This is a genomic window from Clostridium estertheticum (genome assembly GCF_026650985.1).
Classification (GTDB): Bacteria; Bacillota; Clostridia; order Clostridiales; family Clostridiaceae; genus Clostridium_AD; species Clostridium_AD estertheticum_C.
In genome coordinates, this window is sequence record NZ_CP086239.1 from 1,988,795 (window position 1) to 2,007,211 (window position 18,417).

At 28.4% G+C, this 18,417-nt stretch carries 24 protein-coding genes; 3 read left to right on the forward strand and 21 right to left on the reverse strand.

Going from position 1 to position 18,417, the window contains the following annotated elements; all coding sequences use genetic code 11:
* Positions 1-264: 264 nt before the first annotated feature.
* The gene (locus LL038_RS09650; RefSeq protein WP_216126228.1) at positions 265-612 is read right to left on the reverse strand and encodes an HAD family hydrolase; all 348 of its coding nucleotides are present in this window, start codon (positions 610-612) and stop codon (positions 265-267) included.
* Positions 613-654: 42 nt separating this feature from the next.
* Positions 655-1,032: a VOC family protein gene (locus LL038_RS09655; RefSeq protein WP_216126226.1), complete on the reverse strand. Its 378-nt coding sequence runs from the start codon at positions 1,030-1,032 to the stop codon at positions 655-657.
* A 194-nt stretch (positions 1,033-1,226) separates the two neighbouring features.
* Between LL038_RS09655 and LL038_RS09660 the strand changes: the two genes are divergently transcribed.
* A complete protein-coding gene (locus tag LL038_RS09660; protein WP_216126225.1) occupies positions 1,227-1,991 on the forward strand; it encodes a DeoR/GlpR family DNA-binding transcription regulator in 765 nt (254 codons plus the stop codon).
* A 148-nt stretch (positions 1,992-2,139) separates the two neighbouring features.
* Here LL038_RS09660 and LL038_RS09665 read toward each other — a convergent pair whose 3' ends face one another.
* The 17 genes from LL038_RS09665 to LL038_RS09745 form a co-directional block, all read right to left on the reverse strand.
* Entirely contained in the window at positions 2,140-2,910 is a 771-nt protein-coding gene (locus tag LL038_RS09665; protein WP_268056046.1) for a DUF4085 family protein, read from the reverse strand.
* Between the two features lie 117 nt (positions 2,911-3,027).
* Positions 3,028-3,798, reverse strand: coding sequence for a GNAT family N-acetyltransferase (locus LL038_RS09670; protein ID WP_216126223.1), 771 nt, complete (start codon positions 3,796-3,798; stop codon positions 3,028-3,030).
* An 11-nt stretch (positions 3,799-3,809) separates the two neighbouring features.
* Positions 3,810-4,331 (reverse strand): cysteine hydrolase family protein, encoded by a 522-nt coding sequence (locus tag LL038_RS09675; RefSeq protein ID WP_216126222.1) that lies wholly within the window; start codon positions 4,329-4,331, stop codon positions 3,810-3,812.
* Between the two features lie 171 nt (positions 4,332-4,502).
* Positions 4,503-4,904 (reverse strand): bleomycin resistance protein, encoded by a 402-nt coding sequence (locus LL038_RS09680; protein ID WP_216126221.1) that lies wholly within the window; start codon positions 4,902-4,904, stop codon positions 4,503-4,505.
* Between the two features lie 257 nt (positions 4,905-5,161).
* Positions 5,162-5,710, reverse strand: coding sequence for a GNAT family N-acetyltransferase (locus LL038_RS09685; protein ID WP_216126219.1), 549 nt, complete (start codon positions 5,708-5,710; stop codon positions 5,162-5,164).
* Positions 5,711-5,968: 258 nt separating this feature from the next.
* A complete protein-coding gene (locus LL038_RS09690) occupies positions 5,969-6,421 on the reverse strand; it encodes a hypothetical protein (RefSeq protein ID WP_216126217.1) in 453 nt (150 codons plus the stop codon).
* Between the two features lie 125 nt (positions 6,422-6,546).
* Positions 6,547-7,005, reverse strand: coding sequence for a hypothetical protein (locus LL038_RS09695; protein ID WP_268056047.1), 459 nt, complete (start codon positions 7,003-7,005; stop codon positions 6,547-6,549).
* A 220-nt stretch (positions 7,006-7,225) separates the two neighbouring features.
* Positions 7,226-7,354 carry a hypothetical protein gene (locus LL038_RS09700; protein WP_268056048.1) on the reverse strand — a complete coding sequence of 43 codons (129 nt, stop codon included), beginning with the start codon at positions 7,352-7,354 and terminating at the stop codon, positions 7,226-7,228.
* A gap of 421 nt (positions 7,355-7,775) precedes the next feature.
* The gene (locus LL038_RS09705) at positions 7,776-8,429 is read right to left on the reverse strand and encodes a (Fe-S)-binding protein (protein ID WP_216126211.1); all 654 of its coding nucleotides are present in this window, start codon (positions 8,427-8,429) and stop codon (positions 7,776-7,778) included.
* Between the two features lie 22 nt (positions 8,430-8,451).
* Complete coding sequence (locus LL038_RS09710; RefSeq protein WP_216126209.1) at positions 8,452-9,231, reverse strand: methyltransferase domain-containing protein; 780 nt, start codon at positions 9,229-9,231, stop codon at positions 8,452-8,454.
* A 243-nt stretch (positions 9,232-9,474) separates the two neighbouring features.
* Entirely contained in the window at positions 9,475-10,443 is a 969-nt protein-coding gene (locus tag LL038_RS09715; RefSeq protein WP_216126208.1) for a MerR family transcriptional regulator, read from the reverse strand.
* 420 nt (positions 10,444-10,863) lie between these two features.
* A complete protein-coding gene (locus LL038_RS09720; RefSeq protein ID WP_216126207.1) occupies positions 10,864-11,436 on the reverse strand; it encodes a GNAT family N-acetyltransferase in 573 nt (190 codons plus the stop codon).
* A gap of 20 nt (positions 11,437-11,456) precedes the next feature.
* Positions 11,457-11,609 carry a hypothetical protein gene (locus LL038_RS09725; RefSeq protein ID WP_216126206.1) on the reverse strand — a complete coding sequence of 51 codons (153 nt, stop codon included), beginning with the start codon at positions 11,607-11,609 and terminating at the stop codon, positions 11,457-11,459.
* Positions 11,610-11,842: 233 nt separating this feature from the next.
* Positions 11,843-12,178: a DUF6054 family protein gene (locus LL038_RS09730; RefSeq protein ID WP_216126205.1), complete on the reverse strand. Its 336-nt coding sequence runs from the start codon at positions 12,176-12,178 to the stop codon at positions 11,843-11,845.
* 159 nt (positions 12,179-12,337) lie between these two features.
* Entirely contained in the window at positions 12,338-12,541 is a 204-nt protein-coding gene (locus LL038_RS09735) for a hypothetical protein (RefSeq protein WP_216126204.1), read from the reverse strand.
* Positions 12,542-12,585: 44 nt separating this feature from the next.
* Positions 12,586-13,011: a GNAT family N-acetyltransferase gene (locus tag LL038_RS09740; RefSeq protein ID WP_216126203.1), complete on the reverse strand. Its 426-nt coding sequence runs from the start codon at positions 13,009-13,011 to the stop codon at positions 12,586-12,588.
* Positions 13,012-13,584: 573 nt separating this feature from the next.
* On the reverse strand, positions 13,585-13,923 hold the full coding sequence (locus LL038_RS09745) for a hypothetical protein (protein WP_216126201.1): 339 nt from the start codon (positions 13,921-13,923) through the stop codon (positions 13,585-13,587).
* A gap of 259 nt (positions 13,924-14,182) precedes the next feature.
* Between LL038_RS09745 and LL038_RS09750 the strand changes: the two genes are divergently transcribed.
* Together LL038_RS09750 and LL038_RS09755 are read left to right on the forward strand one after the other, a co-directional pair.
* On the forward strand, positions 14,183-15,091 hold the full coding sequence (locus LL038_RS09750; protein ID WP_216126199.1) for a GH25 family lysozyme: 909 nt from the start codon (positions 14,183-14,185) through the stop codon (positions 15,089-15,091).
* 272 nt (positions 15,092-15,363) lie between these two features.
* Positions 15,364-15,750 carry a thioesterase family protein gene (locus LL038_RS09755; protein ID WP_216126197.1) on the forward strand — a complete coding sequence of 129 codons (387 nt, stop codon included), beginning with the start codon at positions 15,364-15,366 and terminating at the stop codon, positions 15,748-15,750.
* A gap of 48 nt (positions 15,751-15,798) precedes the next feature.
* Here the strand turns inward: LL038_RS09755 and LL038_RS09760 are convergent, their stop codons facing one another.
* The gene (locus LL038_RS09760; protein ID WP_216126195.1) at positions 15,799-17,748 is read right to left on the reverse strand and encodes an FUSC family protein; all 1,950 of its coding nucleotides are present in this window, start codon (positions 17,746-17,748) and stop codon (positions 15,799-15,801) included.
* A 16-nt stretch (positions 17,749-17,764) separates the two neighbouring features.
* Positions 17,765-18,172, reverse strand: coding sequence for a MarR family winged helix-turn-helix transcriptional regulator (locus tag LL038_RS09765; protein WP_216126193.1), 408 nt, complete (start codon positions 18,170-18,172; stop codon positions 17,765-17,767).
* Positions 18,173-18,417 lie beyond the last annotated feature (245 nt).

Here is an 18,417-nt window from a genome sequence, read left to right on the forward strand (position 1 = left end):
CTGTATTGATTTACTTTAATACTAAAACTCCTAACTTTCATGTAAGCTGTTCCTTTCCTCTAAGATATCTATATTATTTATATTTTGTATGGTAAATATATATAATCCTTGTATAGTAATTTGAACAGCTTTGGATTGAGATGTTGAGTCGATTAAAACTATCCCCATAAGTATATGCCTAAATGATGATAGCCATTAAAATTGCTTTAACATCAATGTTCATAACTATAATTTCCACAAATGTATCTATAATCCTTTTCAATTCTAATTGTTTTCTAAAAATAGGCGTATTTTGCCCTTACCGCAGCAAGAACAAATATTTATGAATTCATTTGCTTTTTCAAAAGACAAATAACTAGACCTTACTATTTTATTATCTTTACTTTCTGTAATAGCACCTCCATTAAATGAAATTACATATTGTTGTTCTTTATCCTTTAAATCTAAATTCATTAAAATTTTTTCTATTTCTTTATACCCTCTTCCGGAGGCTGGAACGAATTTAATTCCTAACTCTGATGCTTTTTTTATAGCTTGTATATTTTTCACACAGATTTCATGATCATCGTTTAATAATGTATCATCTAAATTACTAACGATTAACTTGTACATAATTTCCTCCTTAATACCAATTTGTACGCCTACTGTTATTAATTATAATTTCTGATAAAACTCTATTTTTTCTTCTGATAGTCCTCTTACACTAAAAAATTTAACTCTAGTTCCCCCAAAAGATAGGTCTTGAATTTCATCATCAGATAAATCATATCCTCTATTTTTACAATTTTTAAATGTTTTTTCAATATCAGAAGTATTTATTGAAATATCTATTACACCTAGTTTTTCATTAGCATTTAAATTTTCATTAGATTTAATAATTATATTTTTAAATTGAAGATATGCCACCTGTTCATTTGCGTTTCTATCAAAGGTTTTTAAAATAGTTTCAAATCCCAAATTTAAATAAAACTTCATGGTCTTTTGTAAATCGGTAGTTGAAATTTTTATAAATTCACTTTCCAATACTGACATAGTTTTCTCTCCTTTATAAAATTATGAAATTAAAGTTGTTGTAAATAAGAGGTCTTTCTAATTACTGTTTGTTGTCATTCATTGCTATTTGTTACCATTTATATCATTCTATTATATTTAATATAACTTGTCAATGGATTTTTTATATTATTGTTGTTATAATAGGAATAAAAGAGAATGGATTGGAGCGAATTATGTTTATTGAAGAAAGACATAAAGAAATAATAAATTTACTTGAAAAAAACGGAAAAATATTAGTTAAAGATTTAAGTATACAGTTTGAAGTTAGCGAGAGCATGATTAGAAAAGATCTTCAAATGTTAGAGAAAAAGAACTTACTTCAACGTACTTATGGTGGTGCCATTAACATAAAACGTACAATTTTAAATTGTGAAAGTTTTTTTAGCAGAGTAGAACATAATACTGTATTAAAAGAAATGGTTGCAAAAAAAGCTTTTAGTCAAATAAAAGAAGATGATACAGTCTTTTTAGATGCATCATCTATTTCATATCTTCTTGCAAAAATAATTATAAAAAGTAATAAACGAATAACTTTAATTACAAATTTATTTGAGATATCATCAATTATTGCAGCAGATTCGGATATACATTTTATTTTTATAGGTGGAGATTATAATCCAATTGTAGGTGGAAGTATAGGTTCACATTCCATTGAACAAATTAAACTTTATCGTTGCAATAAAGCGTTCGTAGGCTGTAGTGGAGTTGATCTCCGAGATGGAACTATAAGTACTAGTGTTTCGGAGGATGCAAATACTAAAAAAACTATTATGAATATATCCAAAGAAACATATTTAATGGCATTAAATAATAAATTTAGTATAGACGGAATTTTTAAATTTGCAAATATAACAGATTTAAATAGTATTGTTACAGAAGTTTCACCAGACAAAGCTATTATTGATCTCATTGAACAATATGATATAAATTTAATTTAATCCTGTTTTTAGATGAAATTACTTGCAGATTTTAATTGAAGTTTTCTTATAACGATTTTGATATAATACTTGTTATCGAATTGTAGCGTATGATTTTTAGTAGAGTCATACGCTCTTTATTTGTTTAAATTATTTCTATAGCTTATATTCATTTTTCTTGGTTACGCTTAAAGAAAATATATTCAGCAGAAACAATAAATTCTACTAAATCCATATTTTTATTTTGAAGCAAAATATGTAATTCATATTTGCCGTTTGTTTTATATATTTCATCATAGAGCCACCATGAGTTTTGCAGTAAAGCATCTTGTTTTATTATCTTATAATTTTCAAACTGTATTACATCTATATCCTTAAAACCGCCTGAATTATCAAATAATATCGATAAGGACTGTTCCGTTTGCTTTATGTCTATAATAGTACAATCATGGAAGTTTATATTTTCAACCATGTTTCTGTCAAATGATTTCAATGCTTTTTTATAATATTCTTTATATTCGTTAATAGTTCTGCTTACTAACTTTTCATTGTCCTCGCAAAATAGAGTTACAGCGTTTATTACTTGAAGGGAGGCTTTATCAAGTACATAAACCCTAATATCTGCTATTTTTTTTAATATTTCTTTAGGTAATATCTTTTTAATATGTTCTTGATTATATATAAATGCTTTATGAAAATGTTGGTATGCCTTTTCTCTGTCAAATGGTTCATGTCGAATATAACTTTCTTTCGCTACTTCACATCCCGCCAGATGTGAGGCGACTTGCTCATGTAAATCCAGAAATATCGTCAATTTTTCATTGTATAATTCTTGAAAATATTCTTCAGAAAAAGCCTCCGCTTGTCTCTCTTCCTTCAAAAGCAAATGATTACTGGTTTTTTGGCACAATTCATACCATCCTTTAGTAAAATAATTCATTGTTTTAATTTTCTCCTCTACAAATAAAAATTATCTTTATTTTTGACCATGTCTTATGAAATAACTGTTCATAAAATTCCCTCTTCTTTTAGATATTCCAAATGTATCCATGTAAATTTACAACTTATTATACTCCCAGTGTCTTATTTTACAATATTCCTTAAATCCAATACTATTATATACATTTCTACCCATATCCGAGGCTTGTAAAACACTATACTCACAACCCAAGTCCTTAGCATCTCTTAACGCCGTCTTTGTAATTAAAGTTCCAAACCCTTTTCCCCTAAATTCATTCGCTGTACTGACTAAATGAATCCCTGCAATTGCATCTTTAATATAAAGCATTAAAGTTGTCACAATTTTATCTTTGTAATAACATCCGTAGAATCTAATATCATTTTCGCTTAGAAACATTTTATACATATGTAAGTTTCTTTTCTTTTTGAATGCTTCTTCAGTTATTAATATCCACTTTTCAAGCTCACTAGCACTTTTTATAGTTCTAATTTCACCTATGTTGTCATTGTTTTCAAATTTAAATGAAGCTAAGTCAATAGCCATCCCAGACTGTTGATAAAACATATTGAAATTGAGACTCTTTAAATAATCTTCCAAAATTATTGGCTGGTTATATGCATTTATTAATAAGTGTTTTGGAGCTATTTCAAGTTCTATATTTTTACGTAATAGCATGATTACTTCTTTAATATCAGCTAATGGAATATTCACATCAAAAACTTTATTATACCCTTCAAAATATGAATTCTTAGCCCATGAATAGTAATCCTGTTTTACAACTTCTCCACACGATATATTTGCAGCTTTAATACATAAATTGATTAGGTTATTTTCAATAATAAGTGCGAAATCGTTAATTTTACACATAAATCTCCTTTCTATTTCATTCTTTTAATCGTTTCATCCAATGAAATACATTCTGCATATCTGCCATTCCACATAAATTCATTGTAATATTGATAGCTTTGTTCTGCTAACATAAATTTATTATTAACTGTTGTATTTGCATATGCTGGAACTATAATATTAAATCCATGTTCAAATCCACATTTTATAGTAGCATCAATACAATAATCTGTTTGAAGCCCTACAATAATTATATCTTTTTCGCCCTTATTTATTAAATATTCTAATAATCCTGTCCCTTTAAAAGCACTATTAACCTTTTTATCAAATATTTTTTCATCATTCAGCTGTTGAAACTTTTCATATATTTCAAAGCCATCAGTTCCTTTTGTTAATTCATTTCCTATTCCATCATCATGACGCACATATATTACTTCAATATTATTTGTCCTAGCCTCATGTATTATTTCTTTAACATTAGATATAAACATATCAAATTTATATAGTTTTTCATTTGTTATTAACTTTTGTGTATCAATTACTAATAAAACCATCTTTATCTCCCCTTCAAATTTATTATTTATTAAGTTGTTTTACATCTCTCATATGTTCAATTGGAATATTATTGTTCATTAATCATAGTTTTACAATTGATGCAGCACTTTGGAAGATTCCGAACTATGATAGCTGATTAATAAAACTATTATTCATCATAATATATAATCTCATTTGCTTTCAGTTTGTGAAAATCTTAGTAAATAGCCATCAGGATCTTTAAATAGAATCTCTTTCTCAACAATAACTTCCCCATTACATTTATATTGGTTTTCCACAATGTCTCTAAACAGTGTTATATTATTTTGTTTAAGATTATATGAAAGTTTATATACATCGTCTGTAGCTATTTGAAAATTTATACCTCTGCCAAAGGGATATTGCAATTCGCCTGTGTTCCAATGCCCATTAATCTCCTCAAGCATAATCTGTGCTTCTCCATAAGAAAGAAATGCAAACTTATCTTCTACCCTTTCATATTCCAAATGAAACCCCAATATATCTATATAGAATTTTTTTGATTTGTTAACATTGGCTACAGATAATTCCGGAATTAGTGCATTAAATTTCATGTGTATTCCTCCTATTTTATAGACAATGTTACTTCAAATAAAACCAGTCTTTTTTCATTTACATTACCATATTTATTTTTTAAACTCTTTAAAGTAGTGTTTTTATTTAGATATTTTTTAAACACAATTGCACAAAATCCAAGTATAATAAAAATCAGACTGTGAATCTAATCTAAATATATTAAAACCCACATTATATTTAGATATGAGGTTACTTGCGCCAAAATAAATGATAATTATATTTTAGTTATTAATAACTATTTGTCTAATAATTTTCCCATCATTACTGTATTATAATAATTTCCATCTTTATGAATACGGTCCTTTATTAATAATCCCTCTTCTATAAATCCATATTTTTTATATAATTGAATTGCTTTTGTATTTGTTTGTACCACAGTTAATGAAATTTTTTCAATTTCCACAGTAGCTGCCCACATCATAACTTTTCGTAGTAGTATTTTACCAATTCCATAACCCCAGTATTCCTTTGATATACATAATCCAAACTCTGCTTTATGTTTAAATCTACTTAGTTTCATTCCTTCGCACCTAGTAAATCCAACAATTTTATGTTCTACTTCTGCGACTAAAAATATAGTTTTTTTCGCTATTGAATCTTCATAAATAAGTTTTTCAAAATCGTCTGGCGTTAATAAACCTTCTCCAGATTCCCTATCAAGATTTTCTGTTTCTCCGTCAATTTTAACTCTTAATTTAGATAATTCAATTGCATCATATTTTGTTGGACAACGAAGTATCCATGTTATACCTTTACCTTCCACTCTTTTGTTTTCAATAATCATACATTACCTCCAACATAATTATTAAAATAAGTTCGTACCTGATTACAATTTTGACTAATAGTATATATTCATCTATACCATATTTTGAATGAATTACTTATATTTACAATTTTTAAAATAGTAATAGCCTCAAAGTGAATGTACCTAATTACACTTGTGTTACATTCAGAACATCAATATACACTTACCTCATATCATTAAATATGTGCTTACTTGCGACGATATAAATGAAAAAAGCGTACTAACTATATTACTAATTTAATTCCAAAACTTCGCCTCTGTAATCTTTGTGTCATCTTTTGTATTAAACTGAAGTTGAAAATTTCCACTCTCTTTTTTTCCGTATATCCTAACGAAATATTTACCGCGGTTTTCACATTTTAAATTATAATTATTATCTACATCAACATTAAAATCCTTTACTATATTATATTTGTCATCTACTATGGCCATTTTAAGTCCATTAGACGTATATTTAATATTAACTATATCCCCTTTATTCATAGTTAGCACATATAATTCTCTTACACCTTTAAAATTTATAAAACTAACTTTTGTACCATTAGTTATTGATTCACCAGTAAAGCTTAAAACACTAAATGAAGCTTTTTTTTTGGTGACATCAACTTTATTATTGTTAAAAAAATATATACCTCCTATTATTAAAAAACATAAAACAAATGCAACTAATACTTTTATACTTAATTTCATTTCAAATCCCCCATTAAAATATTATAATTGGTTAAAAGTTAATTCGTCATTTATTACCAATCCGTCATAAAATATAAAGATTATGAATAAAACTATTGGATTTATCAATTTAAAATATTATTAGCTTAAAAAACATTTTTGTACCCACTATCAATTAATTTTTTTATTTCTGGAGATATTATTCTAATTGGTTTTTCATTAGAATTTATTATGTTTATTGTTACCTCACTTGAAATAGGAAGTTTCGCTATCTCAGTTGAACCGTCTGGAAATTTAGTAACTTTATCGCTCACCGCAGACTGAATATTAATAACTGAACCATCTTTAAGTACTAAAATTAATAATGTAGGAGAACCACCTTTATTAGTGACTTTTTCATCCGAATATCCTTGAACTTTACCCAAATTTAAATACTTTATAACATCTTCAAGTATTTTAGTTTGTTTAGAATTATTAAAATCAAAAGTATAAGTTCTAGCAGTCATTCCACCAGCGCTTGCTAATTCAATTTTTGCAGATTTAATATTTTCAAATTTAAGCGTTTTTATAGCATTTGTAAGTGATATACCCTTAGAACATCCCATTACAAATACTATACACAATATTAAACCAATAGTTATAAATCTAAAAAATTTGTTTATAATATTTCACCATCCTTCTAGGTATTTACTTTATATACGAATTCACAGTTCTATAACATTGTGACGCATCATAAGAAAGTTGCGAAGTAAAACTACATTGAAGTAATTCCTCTAATTAGCATGTATACCTTAATGAATAAATACCCATTATTGACGATATTGCTTATAATATTATAAATTTACTACTTCTGTATCTTGTTATAACTAAGACTCCAGAGGTGCAAACCTGTAGAATTTCAATTGTTTCTTCTTTGAACAATAATTGATTTTTTCTTCTCATTTCTCTGAACATAATTACACACCCCTATAATTTTCTCATTAATTAGTAAGCCTTTGTTTTTATTACGTTTCCTAAATAAATATTATCATTAATTCATAGACTTTAATCGCACCACAATATTCTAAGAGTATGACATAAAATATTTATTTAATTATACTATTATTGCCTTATCCAAGAGTCAGGATAATAATACTAAAATAAATGAAAAAATGTCAAAAGTTTATATTATATCAACTTAAAGTTCGTTTATTATTTAGAGTGGTCATTGAAACTAGGTATACCACTAAGAATGTATAATTTCATGCTATTTATCAAGTAATATTTTTGAAATCACATGAAATTCTTCATCACTTATTTCCGAGTTTCTCTTTAAATCTGTTATCATTCATTATTTCAATAATTTACTAATAATACAGTGAAATTTAATTATGATCTAATGCTTATCGATATATTCTTGCAGCTGTTTGTGCCATTCAACAGTATCATACACTTGAGGTTCCGTATCTTCTTTAAACAACAAGTCTAATATATATCTTGGATTTTTCCCACCAATATACATCGATTTTATACATGATACACAGTATACGCACACATCGTCGCATGGCATCGATTGAGCTCGTTGATTCATCTTTTTGTACACTTCTTTGATTGGTAATGCAGGGTACAAATCATCACCGCAACATATTGAATGAATTCCGTGGTGTTCTGCTTCCACAATTTCAATATTCATTCTCTGCAGTAAAATCCGTATTGCTTTATGAACTTGTGGTTTTGAACGAACCGGACATGCATCATGAATTGTCATTTTCATTCCGCTATAATCAGGAAATGTGAACTTGTCACTTTGTGCAAGAATCTCCCACAAAGAAATCGTAGTAATACCCTCATACAAACTACTAAATCGCCTATCACAACCAGCACAAGTATTTATAATTTGTGTGCCTATTGGAAGCTGTGGATTGTGCCTACAACATATATTATGAATTTCAATGGACTCATTTTCATTTAAGAAATCCAAAACTTGTTTTGCCATTTTGGGCTTATATAAATTCAAAGCGCAGCCTGGGTTATAAACTTTTTTATTCATCTTACATACCCCTCTTATTGTTTTATTTAGTTTTTGATGTTGCAATAAAAAAGAATCTTGGAAATCTAAAAATAATATTCCCATTTTTCTGTATTGGATATTCTTCTACAACTCTGTCAAAAACATCTTGCTCAAAAGCCTTCTTTTTTTCATCTGATAAAACATTTAAATATGGTCTTAATCCTGTATCACGATACCATTCCATAATATCCTTATGAGATTTTAACTTGTGACAATATATAGTTTCCCACATAGAAAACTCTGATGAAATTTCTGAAAGCAAATCAAAATATTGGCTTTGTGTCAGATTATAAAAAATTCTTGGACTAGAAAACTCTGATTTCCATTTTTTATTTATTGAAACTTCAGCAATGATTTTATGAATCGGCTCTTGATAATTCATTGGAGTTTGCACTGCAAGGATTCCATCTATTTTTAGTAGAACCATCATATTTTTCAAAAGTTCATTGTGCTTTGGTATCCATTGAATACATGCATTTGAAAAAACAACATCAAAATCATTACCAAACATTGATAAATCTTTACTTACATCACAGGTCTTAAAATCAAGATTAGGGTAGTCTCTTTTTGCAGTTTCAATCATATTTGAAGAATTATCAACACCAAGAATATATGCATTAGGAAATCTTTGTGCTAAGACCTGTGTGCTATTTCCTGGACCACAGCCAATATCAATAATCCTTTTGGGGTCCCCAATGAAAATACGATTAACTAAATCAATAGCTGGCTGTGTTCTTTCATTTTCAAACTTCAAATATTGTACTGAATTCCAATCCGCCATAATATCTCCTCCTAAAATTAATGTATTTACCTTCACCACGAAATATTTGTTTAATTATACCATAAGTTCTAAAATGAAGTATATTTATGCAGATTAAAGAATGCCCCCTAGATCCAATTTGAATATAACTTAATTATGTTACCTTCAGAGCAGCAATATGTTAAAAACCCATATCGTACTCGATATGGGTTAATTGTAATCATCTTAATAATAAACTATAGATTAATTATTATGTTTACTTGTTTACTTTTTCAGATTTTCAAAAAACTCTCCCAGACTTAACGCTAATTTATCTTTAATCTCCTCACTTAATTCATTTTTGATTTCATCAATTGCTTCTATATATATTTCCTTATCGATTTCTGTATATCGTTTGTAATCCTCATTTAATATTTCTAAATATAAATAAAAAGTTTTTTCAGTTACTCCAATATTAAACATATCATAATATTTAATTAATGCTTCGGTAAAATTCTTTTCGTCTTCTCCAGTTTCATTTATTAATTTTATCATTGAAATAATATTTTGTTTATATTCTTCTCTCGTTGCCATATCTCCACTTAAAAGATTTACTATATCATTTTGATGCTTTTCATTTAAAAATTGAATTTTATCATTACCTATACTGCTTATACCTTTAGCTAATTCATCATTATCATCTAATTCATCCAAGTTATCCAAAACCTCTACAAGCTTTAACCATGCTTCTTTCTTTTCATTATTGTCTATAGTAATGTTTAAAAAAGGTTTAAAGCTACTCACAAAAATCTCACCGAAATTGCCAGGGAAAATTCTAATCAATGCGTTTGACACAAACTCCTTTTTTTCAGCTAAGGAAAGCTCTAAGGTTTCTCTTAGTCTTATGACTTGTTCACTAATACTATAGTAATCCTTGGTCTCTTTATTAATAAGATTGCTAATAATAAGTTTAGTCTTTTCTAAATTGTTTATAGTTTCAGTAACTTTTATTAGAGTATCATTCATAATGTCCTGTAGCCCTTTATCACCCTTTACTAAACTCTTTATTTCACGTATTGGTATATCTATAATTCTTAATGCACCAATCAAATTAAGTTTTACAATATCATTATCGGTATATTCTCTATAGTTATTATCATTATTTTTTATAGGACTAATTAATCCCTCACTTTCATAATATTTTATAGCTCTTTTGGTCAATCCGGTTTTTTCAGATATAACTTTGATATTCATTAATAGCACCTCCGTAAACTTAAAAGTTAGCTAACCTTTAAATTTAGTATAACGGTGTCCGTAGGGTACAAGTCAATGCTTTTATGACAATTGGTTTAAATTTAATAAAAGCTATATTTTACATAATTCATGAATTGAACTTTTGAGATAATCTTTATTTACAACAAGATATTAAAAAAATTTGCTCTTTGAACTCATATAATAAATTTTTATACCACTTTGAATTTAAAATACCTTCTAAAAAAACAATTTTGCAATTGTTTTTTTCATATAGTGCAAGTTCCAATAATAACTGACTAGATTCTGGATTAGATCCATCTTTCAAAAATAGCATTTCTCTTCTAATAACATCTTGCCAATTCCAGGATTACCCTTTAGTATGATTGATGCAGTATTTATGAAAAGTATGACCTATCACAGCTATTTGTCCTTTGCTCCTTCCCAATCATCTTTTAATATTGAATAAACAGCTAAATCATAAAAATCTTTGTTATCACGTAGTTTAACTTGTCTTAATGTCCCTTCATACTCCATCCCACTTTTAATCATTACCTTTCCCGAAGCAATATTATTTGTGTCATGCTTTGCTACTATTCGATTAAACCCAACCTCAGAAAATAAATAGTCAATTACTGCTTTTAGTGATTCACTCATTATTCCCTTACACCAATATTTTCTTGCCATACAATATCCTATTTCACAAGAATGGTGATTTTCGTCTAACTTGACTATAGAAATAGCACCGATAACTTCACCAATTTCTTTTGCTTCAATAGCCCAATCATAGATATTATTATGCTTATATTCGTTAACCCATTGCTCTACAATTTTTTTTGTAACTTCTATATTGTTATGTGGTTCCCAAGATAAGAATCTAGTAACCTCGCTATCATTTACCCAATTCTTAAACATATCATATGCATCATCAAGTTCAAATCTTCGCAATAATAGTCTGTCTGTGTTTATTGTTTGTGTACCTTTATGCGTTAACATAACAATTTCTCCTTTTGATTTTAAATTACAATAATTTTTAATTTTGCATTATGAAACTCTCTTTCTACCGCATCTTTTGAATAGCCCTGATAGAAAAGCTTAATCACTTTGTATTCTTCCCATTCATATACAGTTGCTGCATTGCCTACGCCAATTATTCCCACATATTCCATTTATTTTTCTCCTAATCTTTCAAAACATTTATGAGTAGGTTTAGATTCAGATGTTAAGCCGATAAAAACTTAAAAGAAGTGTACATTATAATAAAGAAGTACCTTAGCAAAATAGGATACTTCTTTCTATTTTATTTAATTAAAAATCAAATTAATGTGATTAACACTCGTCTGCCACCTTTTTTAGCGGTTTAGTTCTATATTACAGTTGCGAATGAATAACTCAATAAGAGTTATACCATTCCTTCTACACTTCTTTCTACTACTGCCACCATGTCATCTTCAGCACCGAGACTGAAGTTGAAAATAATGCCTTTGCCTCCACCAGCACCGATTGCAGAAATAAAAATATTACTACCTTTGCCTACCACAGTAATGCTTAAACTTGCTCTATTACCGTTTCTCATAAAATATTTATCATATACCCTAACTGCTATATTGGTATCCCCATAAGTATGGTTGCTTTCATCCACTAAATTCATAGTTATGCCACTGCTACCAATATCGTTTTCCAACTGATGAAGTACTTCCTCAAATTGACCACTAATAGTCTTTTCATACTTTGCCATGCTACATCCTCCTTAATATTAGTTCGTTTTTTTTAATAGTAAATTACTAGCATGACGCAATCAATTAAAAATGCGTTATAAAATCTTTTATTGTACATTAATCGAAAATGCATCATCCATTCACTATTTTTTGAATAATAAAGAATAAGTACAGTCTATTTATTTCCCTTGAGTATTGCTTCTAATGGCATCAACTATTATTGCTGTGCATATTACTACAGTTGCACAAAGCATTGATATAGCACTAACTACAAGACCTATCTCTGCGGTTCCTGAACCTAAAGCACTCCCAATCATTATGGATAGAAATTCAGCAACCCCAAAAACTATAACTCCTAATAGTAGATAACTAAAAAATTTCATTTTGTAATACCTCCTGTTGTTGCACCTTATGCGAATATGTTGAACTATATGTTTTTTTTCATATAATAACGTTTATGTTCTAAAGGACAATCATCTAATACACCAAAGACCTCATATCCATGTTTAAGGTAAAAATCTTTTGCTTGAAAATCAAATGTATCTAAGTGAATTAATTTGCACCCTTTTTCTTTTGCAATTTTCTCTACTTCATTTAAAAGTGCAGAACCATACCCTTCTTTTCTAAAGCCGTCTCTAACCCATAAAACATCTATATACAGGCAATTCCAACAATATAATATACTATTTACTCCTGCTAACATATCTCCATTAGACCCTTTTATAACTCTATTAATTGACATAAAAGATGGTTCTTGCGTAAAAGGAACTTTGGATAAATTATATTCAACTATCCCTTTGTCAACTAAACCATGTTCTTCTCTTGTGCTTTCTTCAATAACATAATTTTTCATAATTAGTTTCCCCCAACTTAATTTATGGATTTTTTGTGCGTCTTAGTTTACGGGTATGACATAAAATCTTTGTTTAATTATACTATAAATTCTAAAATTAATTATATTTACGAGAATTAAGAACGCCTCATAAAGTCAATGTGAAAGTAACCCCCCATAAAAACATTACGTATCAATTAAATCGAATATATTTTTTGCTTTTGGCAATTGACCTTAACAAACAATTGATAGTATGAAAAAGAAGGACTGAAGCTATTATGTAAGTTAATCCCAGATTAATCAAAGTTATTATTAATCCTAATATTATCATAAGTATCGAATTTACAATTGAAAAATACAATTGCAATTTCAAAAATTTTTCTTCATTTAAAACCACCATTTTGTAATTTATGTTATATATTGTAACTTTGTCTCTATATAAAAATGAGTAAACTAAATATACTACTCCCAAGATACATATTACAACATTAAACTTTCCCAAAGTAACCCCTGCTTTCATAGATATTTGTTTAACAATAAAATACAAATTCGTTACCTTAATTAAATTTAAAAGAATATATCTGTTACTCTACATCAAGCTCCACCACCGGACCTAAGAATAAGGTATCTATCAGCACCTAAATACAAAAAAACAGATTTCCCATTTCCCATAAATTTTATTCCATTACTGTAAACTCTTTTAAATGTAATTCTATCAATAATTGTTGACACCTCATATTTGGGCTTGTTATTATCTGTTAACGCCATAAACTCTCCATTATTATCATACCGATATCCATTAATAGTCACCCTATTAGGATAAGCAAATACATTCCATGTACCATATATTGCACGGTTTGAGAATGATATAGGCAAGATAGCGATGCAGAATATTAATATTGCTTTTTTTATTATGTTTCTTGATTTGTTCATTTATCTCCTCCCTCATACAATGACAATTAGTACATATAAATTACAATTTTGACTAACAATATTTATTTGATTATACCATAATTACCATAAATTATGTATATTTACAATTGTTTAGAACCAGCATTTATTAAAAAAATCTTTTACATGGTACATTTTCTGGCAATTTTCATAATGTATATAAGCAAAAGATTATAGTAAGAAAAACACTAATGGTGGACTATAAATAATCGGATATAATTAAAATTGGAGATGATGTTTTATGAAAGGAATAGATATATCTAGTTATGAAGCAAATGTAGATTTTGAGAAGGTAAAAAACAGTGGAATAGAAATAGTTTATATTAAGGCCACTGAAGGACTCACTTATACCAATCCGCTTTTAAAGTCTCAATATGCTGGAGCAAAATCGGCAGGACTTAAAATTGGGTTTTATCATTATCTAAGAGCAAACGATCCAGTATTAGAAGCAAAATTTTTTTTAAGTGTTATAGAAGGGCTTTCCTCTAATTGTAAATACGCTATAGATGTAGAAGTATCATTAGGTCAAACAATAGCTAAGACAAGCTCTAATATACTGCAGTTCGCGAATTATATAATATCAACTAATAATGAAGTATGCCTTTATACAGGAGATTATTTTTACGCAAATAATTTAAATAGCTCAGTTAAAGATATACCTTTATGGGTGGCGCATTATGGAGTAGCAAAACCAGATGCAGTTAATTATATAGGCTTTCAATATTCAGAATCTGGAAGAATAGATGGAATAAATGGTTCTGTTGATTTAAATGAATTTAGTACTAGTATATTTGTTAGTTCAACTCCACCTGTAATAATTACAAATATAGTTGTAAAGGCTTTTCAACATGCTGTCAACTTAGTAGGATTAAAAGATAAAAATGGAGACAAGCTTATTGAAGATGGTATCAAAGGTACCCATACCAATGATGTTATAGCTAAGATATCCTTTACTAATGGATCCCATAATGAACTTATAAGATGGATACAGCAGCGACTTATTGCATTAGGATTTAGTTGTGGTGAAACTGGAGCTGATTCATATTTTGGTGTAAATACACTAGTAGCTGTTAAAAAATTTCAAACTATAAGAGCTTTAAAATCTGATGGAATTGTGGGCCCATTAACCATAAATCAATTATTAAAATAATAAAATAATCCAATAGACATCAATGTATTAATGTCTATTTTTTTAGCTAAATAAAAATAATGATTATATACAAAAGTGTCATGGAAATAAATGCAAAAACTTAATGTAGTAAGTTTAATATGTTTTTGAACTTAAACTTACTACATCATTTTCGTGTAATTTATTTGCATATTTTCTATATTCATTTGTTTTCCTTCATGAAAGATATGTTATAATAATTTATGGATTTTTATATAAAAACTTAATAACACAAAAGAAAGGATGATTATTAAATGGACTTTAATTCTCTTTTTAAGGTAGGAAAAACATTAGTTAATGAATATATAGTGAAATCAGAAGATACAGCAGACTTTATTGGAAATAAAGGTGTCACTACACTATCTACACCTAGCATGATTAGATTTATAGAAGATACAGCTAATCATATAGTAATGGATAATATGCCTGAAAATTATAGATCCGTTGGAACCAAAATTAATGTTGAACATATAAATCCAACTTCTATTAACACGAAAGTTACCGTAAAAGCGACATTGGTAGCTATTGAAGGCAGAAAGCTTAGTTATACTGTAGAAGCTTTCAATGAAAAATGTAAAATAGGCTTTGGAATATATGAACAACATATAATTAACTTAGGAAATTTTTTAAGTAAAGATTAAGAATGAAGTGGAATAGCCAAATTTTTATATTTTTTATAATTAACTCAACTAATTCTTGCTATTTTTAATACTTATAACCTTTATACTCAGAGATTCTTGAAGAATATTAATTTCTTCACAAATTTTTGGTATTTCATTCATAATAGGAATTTTTTTAAACTGTACAATCTGTTTTTGTTCAATGGCCATTGCCATTTTTTCAAAGGCAAGTAACAATTCTGCTAAATTTTCATCTGATAAGTTGAAATATACCTTTGTTGTACAATCCATGTCAAGTAAATAACTAATGTGTTCTAAAGAGAAAAATGCTGGCCACAGCATTTCAAGCATTTTCTCATTATTTGGAATTTCACCTAATGCTGTAATATATGCCGTCTTGAAATTCACAAAATCTATCTCCATTTTTTCTTTTATCCATTTTATGTCCTCACCATTACTAATTTTGCTATTAGATGTTAAACGAACTATCACTCTTGCCTGACTACGAATTAGTTTCGTCATTAAACCTGGTAATCGACTAGAGGCTGAACGATGACCAGTAATATAAATGCCGATTAATCCAATAATAGACCCAATCATGATATCTATAATACGTGTTGTTGCAAAATAGGGAACATTATTAATTTGCGTGGACGCTTCTGCTATAAGCAAAGCATTGGGTGTTATAAACACCGCTGCTACGGCATAATTTTTCACAATAAAAAGTTCTGTTATTGCTGTTAGTAACATGTTAATTATAACTATCATGAAACCTTGTGGCTGTAGTTTAAAAATAATAACGGCTATAATTAATCCAACAATCGTACCAAATGAACGCTGAATTGCCCGATGAAAAGTGGCCATAATAGTTGAACCTGACATAACAGCAGCACATGATAATGGTATCCAATAAGGCCTGTTAAAGTGAAAGCCAAAAGCTATCATGGTTGATATTGAAAGAACAATTCCATAGCGAACAGCGTTAATAAACACTATCGAATCCTTATCACACGCTTTATTAAATTTCATTTTTAATGATGGTTTTGAAATCTTTATTCCATGTCCAATGTATGTCAATGGTATATTGATAATAGCCTCAGCATCATAAATTATATCTAAAAAATTATGATACTCCGGGTTTAGTTTATTATGTAGTGGATGTATTGTAATTACTTCTCCATCTTTTAATTCAATTCCCATAGATAATTCCCTTAGCATTTCACCAAATTCCTTTGGTAACTTATTGTTTCCATTAGAATACAATTCAAGCATTTCTAAAAATAACTTATTAGCTTGTTCGTTTAAAAGAGATAATCGATTAAACAAAAATGAGTTCTTCCATGGAATATAACCTACTAAAAGAGTTTCTTCTGATTCCTTTAATGCATTAACAGTGCGATGTCGTACATCATTAATATTCTCGCTACTAAGAGTTTCACTAAATGATGCTAAAGCTAAATAAACCTCTTTAAGGGCTTTTATTTCAGGGCCATGTGGATTAAAAAACCATCCTACCATACTGATTATCCATGCGAAAAGACTACTAATAAGCACAATGGCAGTACGAATAGGCGCTGCTGACGGATCAATAGCCATCCCTGTTGTCATTATGAAACTTAGAACAAAAAATATAGCCGCTGGACCTGGTATCTTAAGTACGCCAAATATAAATGTTACTATCGTTCCGATTAGACCAACTATTAAAATAACAAGTAAAGGATAAGGTGCTGCTAATGTACCCAGCCCAACTGAAAGACTGATACCAATGGCAACAAAAAATATTTGTTTTGCACGCCTAGCATAAGGTTGATTAAAAACATATAGATAGGTAAATCCTCCAATCCCACCCAATAACCCTAAACGTAGTTGTCCTTCTACTAGGCCAATGCTTACCGGAACTCCTACACATATAGCAGCACTAATTGCTTTTAACCATGGAAAAGGTTTTTTATTAATCTCAAATGCTTGTTTTATTATCTTTAGCAAATATATAGGACTTTGTTTATTATTTTTAAACATAAAATAAGCCTTCTTCCTACTGTAAGTTCTTCATCATCTTTTCTAAAACTTGATTAAAAATATCTAGTTCTTCTTTATCAATATCATTTATTGCCTCTTTTTCCAAAATATTAGCAGCTTTATTCCATTTTAGAAACATGCCACAAGCTTTTTCTGTTAATTTTATATATCTCTCGCGCCTATCACTTCCAGCTTCTCGAATTACCCATCCCACTTCTTCCATTCTAGCCAATGTTCTAGTAATTGTCGGAGCTTCTACACCCAGATATCGACTCAGTTCAATTTGTGTACACTGCTTTTTTTCATATAAGTACAATATAATTCCCCATTGTGAAGCATATAAACCAAGTGGCAAGATTTTTTCATTTAATTTCTTTGTAAAATTTCGAGCTAATTGATTTGTTTTATGACCATATAAATTCAATTTTATTTCACCTCCAATTAATTACTTACCTAAGTAATTGTTACTTAGGTAAGTATATCAAAATAATTAATAATAATCAAATGTTAAATAAACTGCTTTTTAATCGTTTTTACCTTTCTCCATTTAGTACACCTTCTTCACTTTACCATAATTAAAGATAATTTTTATTGAGTTATTAACATATTTTGCTTAACTAGATTAATCTAGATATGTTTTAAGGGATTCCCATTATTGGGAAATCCCTT

Excerpts from the sequence above, each read along its gene's own strand:
- LL038_RS09715 (WP_216126208.1), bottom strand. The coding sequence starts at position 10,443 with ATGAATATCAAAGTTATATCTGAAAAAACCGGATTGACCAAAAGAGCT.
- LL038_RS09665 (WP_268056046.1), bottom strand. The coding sequence starts at position 2,910 with ATGAATTATTTTACTAAAGGATGGTATGAATTGTGCCAAAAAACCAGT.
- LL038_RS09745 (WP_216126201.1), bottom strand. The coding sequence starts at position 13,923 with ATGAACAAATCAAGAAACATAATAAAAAAAGCAATATTAATATTCTGC.
- LL038_RS09705 (WP_216126211.1), bottom strand. The coding sequence starts at position 8,429 with ATGAATAAAAAAGTTTATAACCCAGGCTGCGCTTTGAATTTATATAAG.
- LL038_RS09710 (WP_216126209.1), bottom strand. The coding sequence starts at position 9,231 with ATGGCGGATTGGAATTCAGTACAATATTTGAAGTTTGAAAATGAAAGA.
- LL038_RS09655 (WP_216126226.1), bottom strand. The coding sequence starts at position 1,032 with ATGTCAGTATTGGAAAGTGAATTTATAAAAATTTCAACTACCGATTTA.
- LL038_RS09685 (WP_216126219.1), bottom strand. The coding sequence starts at position 5,710 with ATGATTATTGAAAACAAAAGAGTGGAAGGTAAAGGTATAACATGGATA.
- LL038_RS09755 (WP_216126197.1), top strand. The coding sequence starts at position 15,364 with ATGGACTTTAATTCTCTTTTTAAGGTAGGAAAAACATTAGTTAATGAA.
- LL038_RS09725 (WP_216126206.1), bottom strand. The coding sequence starts at position 11,609 with ATGGAATATGTGGGAATAATTGGCGTAGGCAATGCAGCAACTGTATAT.
- LL038_RS09695 (WP_268056047.1), bottom strand. The coding sequence starts at position 7,005 with ATGGGATGTTCTAAGGGTATATCACTTACAAATGCTATAAAAACGCTT.
- LL038_RS09730 (WP_216126205.1), bottom strand. The coding sequence starts at position 12,178 with ATGGCAAAGTATGAAAAGACTATTAGTGGTCAATTTGAGGAAGTACTT.
- LL038_RS09690 (WP_216126217.1), bottom strand. The coding sequence starts at position 6,421 with ATGAAATTAAGTATAAAAGTATTAGTTGCATTTGTTTTATGTTTTTTA.
- LL038_RS09650 (WP_216126228.1), bottom strand. The coding sequence starts at position 612 with ATGTACAAGTTAATCGTTAGTAATTTAGATGATACATTATTAAACGAT.
- LL038_RS09740 (WP_216126203.1), bottom strand. The coding sequence starts at position 13,011 with ATGAAAAATTATGTTATTGAAGAAAGCACAAGAGAAGAACATGGTTTA.
- LL038_RS09735 (WP_216126204.1), bottom strand. The coding sequence starts at position 12,541 with ATGAAATTTTTTAGTTATCTACTATTAGGAGTTATAGTTTTTGGGGTT.
- LL038_RS09680 (WP_216126221.1), bottom strand. The coding sequence starts at position 4,904 with ATGAAATTTAATGCACTAATTCCGGAATTATCTGTAGCCAATGTTAAC.
- LL038_RS09760 (WP_216126195.1), bottom strand. The coding sequence starts at position 17,748 with ATGTTTAAAAATAATAAACAAAGTCCTATATATTTGCTAAAGATAATA.
- LL038_RS09660 (WP_216126225.1), top strand. The coding sequence starts at position 1,227 with ATGTTTATTGAAGAAAGACATAAAGAAATAATAAATTTACTTGAAAAA.
- LL038_RS09750 (WP_216126199.1), top strand. The coding sequence starts at position 14,183 with ATGAAAGGAATAGATATATCTAGTTATGAAGCAAATGTAGATTTTGAG.
- LL038_RS09700 (WP_268056048.1), bottom strand. The coding sequence starts at position 7,354 with ATGTTCAGAGAAATGAGAAGAAAAAATCAATTATTGTTCAAAGAAGAA.
- LL038_RS09675 (WP_216126222.1), bottom strand. The coding sequence starts at position 4,331 with ATGGTTTTATTAGTAATTGATACACAAAAGTTAATAACAAATGAAAAA.
- LL038_RS09670 (WP_216126223.1), bottom strand. The coding sequence starts at position 3,798 with ATGTGTAAAATTAACGATTTCGCACTTATTATTGAAAATAACCTAATC.
- LL038_RS09720 (WP_216126207.1), bottom strand. The coding sequence starts at position 11,436 with ATGTTAACGCATAAAGGTACACAAACAATAAACACAGACAGACTATTA.